Here is a 12,469-nt window from a genome sequence, read left to right as displayed (position 1 = left end):
TCAAGCGAGGTTATCCACAGAGCTCAGGAATCAGATTTCGAGGCATTGAACAGCGGTTTTTTCATGCTTTCCAGGCCAGTGGCCGGACCTACATGTGGATAAGTGTGCTGAGCGTCGGTACAATGGGGGTTGTTTTTGCCTTGCCGGCTTTCAATTCAGGGGATACCTGTGTCAGTGGAACTTTGGCAGCAGTGCGTGGAACTCCTGCGCGATGAACTGCCTGCCCAGCAATTCAACACCTGGATCCGTCCGCTACAGGTCGAAGCCGAAGGCGACGAGTTGCGGGTCTACGCGCCCAATCGCTTCGTTCTGGACTGGGTAAACGAGAAATACCTGACACGGCTCCTCGAACTGCTGGGTGAGCACGGCAACGGCCTGGCACCGGCGCTTTCGTTGCTGATCGGCAGCCGTCGCAGCTCGGCGCCGCGCGCGGCGCCCAATGCTCCGCTGGCCGCCTCGGCGGCGGCGAATCAGGTGCAGGCAGCCCCGGTGGCTGCCGTGCCTGCGATCGCGCCTGCAGAGGCGGTTTCCAAGCCTTCGGCGGCCAGTGAAGAACCGTCGCGGGACAGTTTCGACCCCATGGCCGGCGCCAGCTCGCAACCGGCCCCTGTGCGCGCCGAGCAGCGCACCGTGCAGGTAGAGGGTGCGCTCAAGCACACCAGCTATCTGAATCGCACCTTTACCTTCGAAAACTTCGTCGAAGGTAAATCCAACCAGTTGGCGCGCGCCGCTGCCTGGCAGGTTGCGGACAACCCCAAGCATGGCTACAACCCATTGTTCCTCTACGGTGGCGTAGGCCTGGGTAAAACCCACTTGATGCACGCTGTGGGTAACCACCTGCTCAAGAAGAATCCGAATGCCAAGGTCGTGTACCTGCATTCCGAGCGCTTCGTGGCCGACATGGTCAAGGCGCTGCAACTGAACGCAATCAATGAGTTCAAGCGGTTCTATCGTTCGGTCGATGCGCTGCTGATCGATGACATTCAGTTCTTCGCTCGCAAGGAGCGCTCCCAAGAGGAGTTCTTCCATACGTTCAATGCGCTGCTCGAGGGCGGCCAGCAGGTCATCCTGACCAGCGACCGCTACCCCAAGGAAATCGAAGGGCTCGAAGAGCGCCTGAAGTCGCGCTTTGGCTGGGGTTTGACGGTGGCGGTCGAACCGCCGGAGCTCGAGACGCGAGTCGCGATCCTGATGAAGAAAGCGGATCAGGCCAAGGTTGAGTTGCCCCATGATGCGGCGTTCTTCATTGCCCAGCGGATTCGCTCCAACGTGCGCGAACTCGAAGGTGCCCTCAAGCGCGTCATTGCGCACTCGCACTTCATGGGCCGCGAAATCACCATCGAGCTGATCCGCGAGTCGCTCAAGGATTTGCTGGCACTGCAAGACAAGCTGGTGAGTGTGGATAACATCCAGCGCACGGTGGCCGAGTACTACAAGATCAAGATTTCCGATCTGCTGTCCAAGCGCCGCTCACGCTCGGTGGCGCGACCGCGGCAGGTGGCCATGGCGTTGTCCAAGGAACTCACCAACCACAGCCTGCCGGAAATCGGCGATGTATTTGGTGGCCGTGATCACACCACCGTGCTGCACGCCTGCCGCAAGATCAACGAACTCAAGGAATCCGACGCGGATATCCGCGAGGACTACAAGAACCTGCTGCGTACCCTGACCACGTGAACATTCACTACGCAGCTTTTGAGGCAAGGGACTAGACCATGCATTTCACCATTCAACGCGAAGCCCTGTTGAAACCCCTGCAGCTGGTCGCCGGCGTCGTCGAACGCCGCCAGACCTTGCCTGTGCTTTCCAACGTGCTGCTGGTCGTTCAGGGGCAGCAGTTGTCCCTGACCGGTACCGACCTGGAAGTGGAACTGGTTGGCCGCGTACAGCTGGAAGAGCCCGCCGAGCCTGGCGAGATCACGGTGCCCGCGCGCAAGTTGATGGACATCTGCAAGAGCTTGCCCAACGACGCCCTGATCGACATCAAGGTCGATGAACAGAAGGTGGTGGTCAAGGCCGGACGCAGCCGTTTCACCTTGTCGACATTGCCGGCCAATGATTTCCCGACGGTCGAGGAAGGCCCGGGTTCGCTGACGTGCAGCCTGGTCCAGAGCAAGCTGCGCCGATTGATCGAGCGCACCAGTTTCGCCATGGCTCAACAGGACGTTCGCTATTACCTCAACGGCATGCTGCTGGAAGTATCGGCAGGTATCATCCGCGCCGTCGCAACCGATGGACACCGCTTGGCCATGTGCTCGATGCAAGCCGACATTGGCCAGGCCGATCGGCATCAGGTCATTGTGCCGCGCAAAGGTATCCTGGAGCTGGCCCGCCTGCTGACCGAGCCTGATGGCAACGTCAGCATCGTGCTGGGCCAGCACCACATCCGTGCTACCACCGGTGAGTTCACCTTCACCTCCAAACTGGTCGATGGCAAGTTCCCCGACTACGAGCGCGTGTTGCCCAAAGGTGGCGACAAGTTGGTGGTCGGAGATCGCCAGGCATTGCGTGAAGCATTCAGCCGCACCGCTATTCTGTCCAACGAAAAGTACCGCGGCATCCGTTTGCAACTGGCGGCCGGTCAGCTGAAAATCCAGGCCAACAACCCTGAGCAGGAAGAAGCGGAAGAAGAAGTGGCCGTGGACTACAACGGTGGCGCGCTGGAGATCGGCTTCAACGTCAGTTATCTGCTCGACGTGCTGGGCGTGATGACGACTGAGCAGGTGCGCCTGATTCTGTCCGATTCCAATAGCAGCGCCCTGGTGCAGGAATCGGACAACGACGATTCGGCATATGTCGTCATGCCGATGCGCCTCTGACCCCTGCCTGAATGTCCCTTACCCGCGTCACAGTCACCGCGGTGCGCAACCTGCACCCGGTGACCTTCTCCCCCTCCCCGCGCATCAACATTCTTTATGGCGCCAACGGCAGTGGCAAGACCAGTGTTCTGGAAGCCATTCACTTGCTGGGTCTGGCTCGATCTTTCCGCAGTACGCGCTTGGTGCCGATCATCCAGCACGATCAGGCGAGCGCTACGGTGTTCGGGCAAGTCGAACTGGCCGAAGGTGGACAGAGCAATCTGGGGATATCCAGAGAGCGCCAAGGCGATTTCACCATTCGCATAGATGGCCAGAATGCGCGAAGCGCAGCCCAGCTTGCCCAGATACTTCCGCTGCAGTTGATAAATCCCGACAGCTTTCGGCTGTTGGAAGGCGCGCCTAAAATTCGCAGACAGTTTCTCGACTGGGGTGTGTTCCACGTGGAACCTCGCTTCATGTCGACCTGGCAGCGCCTGCAGAAGGCCTTGAAGCAACGGAACTCGTGGCTTCGGCATGGTACACTTGACGTTGCTTCGCAAGCGGCGTGGGACCGTGAACTCTGTCTTGCCAGTGCAGAAATCGACGAGTACCGCCGTGCTTACATCAAGGCGCTGAAGCCTGTGTTCGAACAGACACTCGCCGAGTTGGTGCAGCTCGATGGGTTGACGCTGAGCTATTACCGAGGTTGGGACAAGGATCGCGAACTTGCCGATGTATTGGCAGGTTCGCTGTTGAGAGACCAGCAGATGGGGCATACCCAGGCTGGACCTCAACGTGCTGATCTTCGCCTCAGAATGGGCGCCCATAATGCGGCCGACATATTGTCGCGCGGTCAGCAGAAGCTGGTGGTATGCGCACTTCGCATTGCCCAGGGCCATCTGGTAGGCCAGGCCCGCCGAGGGCAATGCATCTATCTGGTAGACGATTTGCCCTCCGAACTGGACGAGAAACATCGTCGCGCATTGTGCCGCTTGCTGGAAGAATTACGCTGCCAGGTGTTCATCACCTGTGTGGATCAAGAATTATTGAGGGAAGGCTGGCAAACGGAAACGCCAGTTGCCGTGTTCCACGTGGAACATGGCGGTATTACCCAGACCCACGATCATCGGGAGTGAAGGCATGAGCGAGAACCAAACGTACGACTCCTCCAGCATCAAGGTGCTGAAAGGGCTTGATGCCGTACGCAAACGTCCCGGTATGTACATCGGCGACACCGATGATGGTAGCGGCCTGCACCACATGGTCTTCGAGGTGGTGGACAATTCCATCGACGAAGCACTGGCCGGCCACTGTGATGAAATCACCATCACCATTCATCCAGACGAATCCATTTCCGTAACCGACAACGGTCGCGGCATTCCAGTGGATGTGCACAAGGAAGAAGGCGTATCTGCGGCCGAGGTCATCATGACCGTGCTGCACGCTGGTGGTAAGTTCGACGATAACTCGTACAAGGTTTCCGGCGGCCTGCACGGCGTTGGTGTGTCCGTGGTGAACGCACTCTCTGAAAGCCTGCAATTGACAGTGCGTCGCGCTGGGAAATTGTGGGAGCAGTTCTACGTGCATGGCGTCCCGCAGGAGCCGATGCAAATCGTCGGTGAAAGTGAAACCACCGGTACCAAGATCCACTTCAAGCCATCGGCCGACACCTTCAAGAACATCCACTTCAGCTGGGACATTCTGGCGAAGCGAATCCGCGAATTGTCCTTCCTCAACTCTGGCGTGGGTATCCTGCTGAAGGATGAGCGCACCGCCAAGGAAGAGCTGTTCAAGTTCGAAGGCGGTCTGCGGGCATTCGTCGAATACCTCAATACCAACAAGACGCCCGTCAATCAGGTGTTCCACTTCAATGTGCAACGCGACGACGGCGTAGGTGTTGAAGTGGCACTGCAGTGGAACGACAGCTTCAACGAAAACCTGTTGTGCTTCACCAACAACATTCCCCAGCGCGATGGCGGAACTCACTTGGTGGGCTTCCGCTCGGCGCTGACACGCAACCTGAACAACTACATCGAGCAGGAAGGCCTGGCCAAGAAGAACAAGGTCTCGACCACTGGCGACGATGCGCGTGAAGGCTTGACCGCAATCATTTCGGTGAAAGTGCCGGACCCCAAGTTCAGCTCGCAGACCAAGGACAAGCTGGTTTCGTCCGAAGTGAAAACTGCGGTCGAGCAGGAGATGGGCAAGTACTTCTCGGATTTCCTTCTGGAGAATCCGAACGAAGCCAAGGCCGTGGTGGGCAAGATGATCGACGCCGCCCGTGCTCGTGAAGCTGCCCGCAAGGCGCGCGAGATGACCCGTCGCAAGGGTGCATTGGACATCGCTGGCCTGCCAGGCAAGTTGGCCGACTGCCAGGAGAAGGACCCTGCCCTTTCCGAACTCTACCTGGTGGAGGGTGACTCCGCCGGTGGTTCGGCCAAGCAAGGCCGCAATCGCAAGACCCAGGCGATCCTGCCGCTCAAGGGCAAGATCCTCAACGTCGAGAAGGCACGCTTCGACAAGATGATCTCTTCCCAGGAAGTGGGCACTTTGATCACGGCACTGGGCTGCGGTATCGGTCGCGAAGAGTACAACATCGACAAGTTGCGCTATCACAACATCATCATCATGACCGATGCCGACGTTGACGGATCGCACATCCGTACCTTGTTGCTGACCTTCTTCTTCCGTCAGTTGCCTGAGCTGATCGAGCGCGGTTACATCTACATTGCCCAGCCGCCGTTGTACAAGGTGAAGAAGGGCAAGCAGGAGCAGTACATCAAGGACGACGACGCCATGGAAGAGTACATGACGCAGTCGGCCCTGGAAGATGCGAGCCTGCACCTCAACGACTCGGCACCCGGTATTTCCGGTGAGGCGTTGGAACGTCTGGTCAATGACTTCCGCATGGTCATGAAGACGCTCAAGCGTCTGTCGCGTTTGTACCCTCAGGAGCTGACCGAGCACTTCGTGTACCTGCCGGCGGTTGCACTCGAGCAGCTGGGCGACCACGAGGCCATGCAGGCCTGGTTGGCCAAGTTCGACGCACGTCTGCGTACCAGCGAAAAATCGGGCCTGGTGTACAAGGCCAGCCTCCGTGAAGACCGTGAGCGTAACGTCTGGCTGCCAGAGGTGGAGATCACCTCCCACGGCCTGGCGAGCTACATCACATTCAACCGCGATTTCTTCGGCAGCAACGACTACAAGACCGTGACCGCTCTGGGCGCACAGTTGGCCAGTCTGCTGGACGAAGGCGCCTACGTTAAACGGGGCGAGCGCAAGAAGGCCGTGGTCGAGTTCAAGGAAGCCCTCGAGTGGCTGATGACCGAAAGCACCAAGCGCCATACCATCCAGCGCTACAAAGGTCTGGGTGAGATGAACCCAGACCAGTTGTGGGAAACCACGATGGACCCAAGCGTGCGACGCATGCTCAAGGTCACCATCGAGGATGCGATCGGCGCCGACCAGATCTTCAACACCCTGATGGGTGATGCGGTCGAGCCCCGTCGCGAGTTCATCGAAAGCAATGCACTGGCGGTGTCGAACCTCGACTTCTGAGGCTTGGACCCACCCACCGAACCCCGGCGCCCTTGGCCCGGGGTTTTTTTATGGGTGTGCGTATCCAATGCCTCACGCCGAGAACGGACGAACGGCCCTGGCGTGGATCTTGCGCAGGCTTATTGCAGGTGCGCTGCGGGCATGACTACGTCAATGCCGCTTTTCGGCAGGAGTGTCACAGCCCGCGCCCGATAATCAATGGCTCGTCACGTCTGCACAGGGGTAAAGCTCATGGACCATGCAATGGAGGGGCGGGTATCCCCCGCGACGTTGAAAAAGGTGATCTGCGCCGCTGCCGTGGGCAACTTCGTGGAATGGTTCGACTTTGCGGTCTACGGGTTTCTGGCCACGGCCATCGCCCAACAGTTCTTCCCCAGTGGTGACGCTGCCACGGGCCTGTTGAAAACCTTTGCAGTGTTCGCCGTGGCGTTTGCGTTCCGGCCCCTGGGCGGTATCGTTTTCGGCATGCTCGGCGACCGAATCGGGCGCAAGAAGGTGCTGGCCATGACCATCCTGCTCATGGCTGGTGCAACGACGCTGATCGGTTTGTTGCCCACCTATGCCGCCATCGGTATTGCTGCGCCGATCATGCTGACGCTGATTCGCTGCGCGCAGGGTTTTTCTGCCGGCGGTGAGTATGCCGGCGCCTGTGCCTATCTCATGGAGCATGCGCCGCGTACCCAACGTGCCTGGTATGGGAGCTTCATCCCGGTGTCGACCTTCAGCGCGTTTGCCTGTGCTGCGGTAATGGCCTACGCATTGGACGCTTCGCTGTCGCCCGAGGCGATGGCCAGTTGGGGTTGGCGGGTGCCGTTCCTGATAGCGGCGCCGCTGGGCCTGGTGGGGCTTTACCTGCGCTGGCGGCTGGATGAAACGCCTGCGTTCCAGGCAGTCAAGCAAGAACACGACGTCGCCCATTCACCGCTCAAGGACACCCTGCGCAGTCACGGTGGTGCGATCCTGTGCCTGGGTGCATTCGTGTCGCTGACCGCCCTCTCCTTCTATATGTTCACTACCTACTTTGCGACTTATCTGCAGGTGGTGGGTGGCTTGAGCCGGGCCACGGCGTTGTTGATCTCGGTGATCGCCTTGGTGTTTGCCGCGTTGATGTGTCCCGTTGCGGGAGCATTCTCCGACAAGGTCGGGCGTCGGGTAACGGTGGGGACCGCTGGGGTGTTGATCATCGCGGTGGTGTATCCGTCGTTCCTGCTCGCCAGCTCAGGCTCGTTCGTCGCTTCCGTCATCGGGGTGATGATGCTGGCGGTCGGTGCAGTGCTCAGTGGTGTGGTGACTGCAGCACTGTTGTCGGAAACCTTCCCGACCCGAACCCGTTACACGGCTTCGGCAATTACCTACAACCTCGCCTACACGGTGTTTGGCGGAACGGCGCCGCTGATGGCGACCTGGTTGATCGGTATGACGGGGAGCAATCTGTCGCCAGCGTTTTACTTGATGGCGGTTTCGGTGCTGGCGCTCGCCGGTGGCTTGGCACTGCCGGAGACGTCGAAGATTTCCCTGCATGGCGATGCGGGGGAAGCTGTTCATGGTGGGCAGCCGGTGGTTGTTTGAGCCGGTTGGGTCTGTGGCGACTCGGCTGACGTCTTCGCGGGCAGAGCCCGCTCCCACATGAAGGCAGCATTCAGTGCCATGTGGGAGCCGGGCATGGGTTTCAGATGGCGAGCAAGGTAGCCTGCTGGTCGGCGCACAGTTGCAGGAGGAAATCCCAGACCACGCGCAGGCGTACCGATTTGTGCAGTTCGCGTCGGGTGCTGATCCAGTAACTGCGCTGGATGGTTTCGTCGGGCAGTACGCGCACCAGCCGAGGATCCTTGGCAGCCATGTACACGGGCAATACGGCAATGCCCAGGCCGATGCATGCAGCCTCCTGTTGAGCCAGCACACTGGTGCTGCGAAAGGCCACGACTGGGTTGCGACAGAAGCTGTTGAGCAATAACAGCTCCTGGCTGAACAGCAGGTCATCGACATAGCCGATCCAGCGATGCTGTGCCAGGTCTTCACGATTGCGCAGCGGCTCGGCAGCAGCCAGGTAATCGGCACTGGCATACAGTGCCAGGTTGTAGTCGGTGAGCTTGCGGGTGATCAGCAGATCGGCATTGGGACGCTCGAGGTGCACGCTGATTTCGGCTTCGCGGTTGAGAATGCTGACAAAGCGCGGCACAGCCACCAGCTCCACTTCCAAGCCTGGATAACGCCGGAACAGTTCGCCGAGGCGTGGTGTGATGAAGGCGATACCGATGCCTTCGGTGACGCCCAGGCGGATCTTGCCCAGCGGATTGAATGACTGCGTAATGTCCTCCTGCGCGCGCAGGGCCAGGTTCTCCATGGCCTCGGCGTGCTTGAGCAGCGTCTGCCCCGCCGGGGTCAGTTCGTAGCCGTGGGCGTTCTGCACGAACAGCGGCGTGCCCAGGTGGCGCTCGATGCTTTCGATGTGCCGGGCGACCGTACTGTGCGTGGTATGCAGGCGCTTGGCAGCGGTCAGCAATCGGCCGCTGCGTTGCAGCTCGAGAAAGAAGCGCAGGTCGTTCCAGTCGAACATTGATTTTCCCTTGTTAATCAACTGCGCTCTGGACTGTGCGAAAACGCTCAGCCCCTGGGTGAAATCTTTAGTTTTCACCACGAAGCTAATCAATAACATGGGGAACGACAAGAACAATAAAACGGCGCGGAGTACACCATGCCATCAGTCCCATCCGTCTATGACTACATCATTGTCGGCGCAGGTCCTGCAGGTTGTCTGCTTGCCAATCGACTGTCGGCCGACCCTTCGGTACAGGTGCTGTTGCTCGAGGCAGGTGGCCGGGACAACTATGCCTGGATCCACATCCCGGTCGGTTATCTGTTCTGCATCGGTAATCCCCGCACCGACTGGTGTTTCAAGACCCAGCCACAACCAGGCCTCGACGGCCGTAGCCTCAACTACCCTCGGGGCAAGGTGCTTGGCGGCTGCTCGTCGATCAATGGCATGATCTACATGCGCGGTCAGTCCAGCGACTATGATCGCTGGGAGGCCCAAGGCAATCCCGGCTGGGGCTGGAAAGACGTTCTTCCGCTGTTTCGCCAGAGCGAAAACCATCATGCCGGCGACTCCGAGTTCCACAGCGCCCAGGGCGAGTGGCGAGTCGAGCAGCAGCGCTATCGCTGGCCCATTCTCGACGCCTTCCGCAGTGCGGCGGCCGAGTCCGGGATCGCCAGCATCGAAGACTTCAACACCGGAGACAACCAGGGTTGCGGTTACTTCCAGGTCAATCAGAAGTCCGGGGTGCGCTGGAATTCGACCAAGGCGTTCTTGCGCCCTGCGCTGAAGCGGTCGAATCTGACGGTGCACACGGGCGTGCGGGTGGACAAGGTGCTGCTGCAAGACGGCCGTGCCCATGCGGTGGCTGCCCGCTGGCAGGGCGCCGACCATCGGTTCGAGACGCGCGGTGAGATCATTCTGTGCGCCGGCGCCATCGGTTCGCCGAACATTCTCCAGCGCTCCGGCATTGGCCCCCGGCCCTTGCTCGAACGCCTGGGTATCGATGTGCAGCATGAGTTGCCTGGCGTGGGTGGCAATTTGCAGGATCATCTGCAGCTGCGGCTGGTGTACAAGGTCAGCAACGCGCGCACCCTCAACCAGGTTGCCAACAGCCTGTGGGGCAAGTTCGGCATGGGCGTGCGCTACCTGTACGACCGCAGCGGGCCGTTGGCGATGGCGCCAAGTCAGCTGGGCGCGTTCGTGCGCTCCAGCCCCGAGCAGCCCTCCCCCAATCTTCAATACCACGTGCAGCCGCTGTCGTTGGAACGCTTCGGCGAGCCGCTGCACCGCTTTCCTGCGTTTACCGCTTCGGTGTGCAACCTGCGGCCCAAGAGCCGCGGGCGGGTCGATATCAGCTCGGCCGATCCGGACGCAGCGCCGTTGATCGATCCCAACTATCTCAGCCATCCCGACGACGTGCAGGTCGCGGTCGATGCCATACGCCTGACGCGCAAGATCGTCCAGGGCTCGGCCCTGCAAGGCTTTGCCCCGCAGGAATACCTGCCAGGCGCGGACGTGCAGAGTGAAGAAGCGCTGCGCGCGGCAGCAGGACGCATAGGAACGACTATCTTTCATCCAGCAGGCACCTGTCGCATGGGCAGCGACACCCTGGCGGTGGTGGATGCGCAACTCAAGGTTCGTGGCGTGCAGGGTCTGCGTGTGGCAGACGCGTCGATCATGCCGGAAATCGTCTCGGGCAATACCTGCTCGCCGACGGTGATGATTGCAGAAAAGGCAGCGCAGATGATTCTGCATCCGCAGCCGCTGGAGGCCGTGCCGGCCACTGCGCTGCAGGTGCCGGAAACGATTTGACCGAGTGCAGGCAGTACTCGGGAAAGGCAACAGTGGAACAACAACAATAATCACTGAGGATGGCAATATGGCGGATTATCTGCAACACGGCGCGGCGGCTGCGCCTGCCGTGAACCGGGACGAGAAGAAGATCATCTTCGCATCGTCGCTGGGGACGGTTTTCGAATGGTACGACTTCTTCCTGTACGGCGCCCTGGCTGCGGTGATCAGCAAGCAGTTCTTCGCCGGAGTGAACGAGACCACAGCCTTCATCTTCGCCCTGATGGCGTTTGCCGCAGGCTTCCTGGTGCGACCCTTTGGCGCCTTGGTGTTTGGGCGCCTGGGTGACATGATCGGGCGCAAGTACACCTTCCTCATGACCATCATCCTGATGGGCGTCTCGACCTTTGCAGTGGGATTGCTGCCGACCTATGCCAGCATCGGCATTGCCGCGCCGATCATCCTGGTGCTGTTGCGCATGCTTCAGGGCCTGGCCCTGGGCGGCGAGTATGGCGGCGCAGCGACGTACGTGGCCGAACATGCGCCGCAGAAAAAACGGGGCTTTCACACCGGCTGGATCCAGTCGACAGCCACCCTCGGCCTGCTGCTGTCACTGCTGGTGGTGATGGGCAGCCGCTATATCAGTGGCGATCAATTCGAAGTCTGGGGCTGGCGCCTGCCGTTCCTGCTGTCGATCGTACTGCTGGGCATTTCCACCTGGATCCGCCTGAGCCTGAGCGAATCGCCCACCTTCACCAAGATGAAGGCCGAGGGCAAGACCAGTAAATCGCCGATCCGCGAGTCGTTCGGTTCCTGGCAGAACCTGAAGATCGTGTTGACCGCGTTGTTCAGCATCAATGCTGGGCAGGCCGTAACGTTCTACTGTGCGCAATTCTACGTGCTGTTCTTTCTGACGCAGATGCTCAAGATGGACCCGGCACTGGCCAATCAGCTGCTGATCATCAGTGTGGTCATCGGTGCGCCATTCTTCGTGTTCTTCGGTTGGCTGTCCGACCGTGTCGGGCGCAAACCCATCCTGATGCTTGGCCTGCTGCTGGCGACCTTTGCTTACTTCCCCCTGTTCAAGGGTTTGAGCCACTACGCCAACCCGCAGATCGACAATGCCACCCGCAACTCGCCGGTCACGGTGATGGCGGACCCTTCTACGTGCACCTTCCAGTTCGACCCAGTGGGCAAGGCCAAATTCGACAGCCCTTGCGACAAGGTCAAGACGTTGCTGATCAAGTCGGGTGTGCCGTACAGCTCGGCGGCCCCGGTCGACGGTACGGATGTGGCAATCACGGTCGGTGAGCAACGGATCAACGGCTACGATGAGCCAGCCCTGCGCGCGGCCATTGCTCAGGCAGGCTACCCCGCCAAGGCCGATTCGAGCCTGGTCAATCAACCCATGGTGGTGTTGATCATCGTTGCCATGATCCTGATTGCTACGATGACCTATGGGCCGCTGGCGGCGGTGATGGTCGAGCTCTTCCCCACCCGCATTCGCTACACGTCCTTGTCCCTGCCATACCACATTGGCAACGGCTGGTTCGGCGGATTCCTGCCCACGGTCTCGTTCGCGCTGGTGGTGTACACGGGGGATATCTTCTACGGACTGTGGTACCCGGTACTGGTGACCGGTATCAGCTTCGTGGTGGGGATGTTCTGTTTGAAGGAAACCCGGCACGTGGACCTGGACAAGGTCTGACGTCTGGCTGAAAACCCAGCGGTGAAAGGCTCGAAAAGACGAGCCTTTCACCGCCGTGCAAAAAACTTATGCACCAAT

The 12,469-nt window shown here is 59.9% G+C and carries 8 protein-coding genes; 7 read left to right on the top strand and 1 reads right to left on the bottom strand.

The features are described from left to right. The first annotated feature begins 168 nt into the window (after window positions 1–168). The 5 genes from dnaA (at window position 169) to H7993_RS12835 (ending at window position 7,925) form a co-directional block, all read left to right on the top strand. On the top strand, window positions 169–1,677 hold the full coding sequence (dnaA, locus tag H7993_RS12855; protein ID WP_185794626.1) for a chromosomal replication initiator protein DnaA: 1,509 nt from the start codon (window positions 169–171) through the stop codon (window positions 1,675–1,677). A gap of 38 nt (window positions 1,678–1,715) precedes the next feature. Continuing rightward, complete coding sequence (dnaN, locus tag H7993_RS12850; protein ID WP_122480043.1) at window positions 1,716–2,819, top strand: DNA polymerase III subunit beta; 1,104 nt, start codon at window positions 1,716–1,718, stop codon at window positions 2,817–2,819. An 11-nt stretch (window positions 2,820–2,830) separates the two neighbouring features. After that, the gene (gene recF, locus H7993_RS12845) at window positions 2,831–3,934 is read left to right on the top strand and encodes a DNA replication/repair protein RecF (protein WP_122480044.1); all 1,104 of its coding nucleotides are present in this window, start codon (window positions 2,831–2,833) and stop codon (window positions 3,932–3,934) included. Window positions 3,935–3,938: 4 nt separating this feature from the next. Beyond that, window positions 3,939–6,356 (top strand): DNA topoisomerase (ATP-hydrolyzing) subunit B, encoded by a 2,418-nt coding sequence (gene gyrB / locus H7993_RS12840; RefSeq protein WP_122480045.1) that lies wholly within the window; start codon window positions 3,939–3,941, stop codon window positions 6,354–6,356. A 231-nt stretch (window positions 6,357–6,587) separates the two neighbouring features. Beyond that, entirely contained in the window at window positions 6,588–7,925 is a 1,338-nt protein-coding gene (locus H7993_RS12835; protein ID WP_122480046.1) for an MFS transporter, read from the top strand. 100 nt (window positions 7,926–8,025) lie between these two features. On the opposite strand, the gene H7993_RS12830 is transcribed toward H7993_RS12835, so the two are convergent. Beyond that, window positions 8,026–8,913 carry a LysR family transcriptional regulator gene (locus H7993_RS12830; RefSeq protein WP_185794625.1) on the bottom strand — a complete coding sequence of 296 codons (888 nt, stop codon included), beginning with the start codon at window positions 8,911–8,913 and terminating at the stop codon, window positions 8,026–8,028. 138 nt (window positions 8,914–9,051) lie between these two features. On the opposite strand from H7993_RS12830, the gene H7993_RS12825 reads away from it, so the two are divergent. Then, complete coding sequence (locus H7993_RS12825) at window positions 9,052–10,704, top strand: GMC family oxidoreductase (RefSeq protein ID WP_185794624.1); 1,653 nt, start codon at window positions 9,052–9,054, stop codon at window positions 10,702–10,704. A gap of 67 nt (window positions 10,705–10,771) precedes the next feature. Continuing rightward, window positions 10,772–12,391: an MFS transporter gene (locus H7993_RS12820; protein WP_122716097.1), complete on the top strand. Its 1,620-nt coding sequence runs from the start codon at window positions 10,772–10,774 to the stop codon at window positions 12,389–12,391. Window positions 12,392–12,469 lie beyond the last annotated feature (78 nt).

Source organism: Pseudomonas baltica, from assembly GCF_014235765.1.
Lineage (GTDB): Bacteria > Pseudomonadota > Gammaproteobacteria > Pseudomonadales > Pseudomonadaceae > Aquipseudomonas > Aquipseudomonas baltica.
Note: the sequence above shows the minus strand (reverse complement) of the source record. Positions and strands in the feature narration are given on the sequence as shown.

Coding starts and splice junctions, on each gene's coding strand:
- gyrB (WP_122480045.1), top strand. CDS start 3,939: ATGAGCGAGAACCAAACGTACGACTCCTCCAGCATCAAGGTGCTGAAA.
- H7993_RS12825 (WP_185794624.1), top strand. CDS start 9,052: ATGCCATCAGTCCCATCCGTCTATGACTACATCATTGTCGGCGCAGGT.
- H7993_RS12820 (WP_122716097.1), top strand. CDS start 10,772: ATGGCGGATTATCTGCAACACGGCGCGGCGGCTGCGCCTGCCGTGAAC.
- H7993_RS12830 (WP_185794625.1), bottom strand. CDS start 8,913: ATGTTCGACTGGAACGACCTGCGCTTCTTTCTCGAGCTGCAACGCAGC.
- dnaN (WP_122480043.1), top strand. CDS start 1,716: ATGCATTTCACCATTCAACGCGAAGCCCTGTTGAAACCCCTGCAGCTG.
- H7993_RS12835 (WP_122480046.1), top strand. CDS start 6,588: ATGGACCATGCAATGGAGGGGCGGGTATCCCCCGCGACGTTGAAAAAG.
- recF (WP_122480044.1), top strand. CDS start 2,831: ATGTCCCTTACCCGCGTCACAGTCACCGCGGTGCGCAACCTGCACCCG.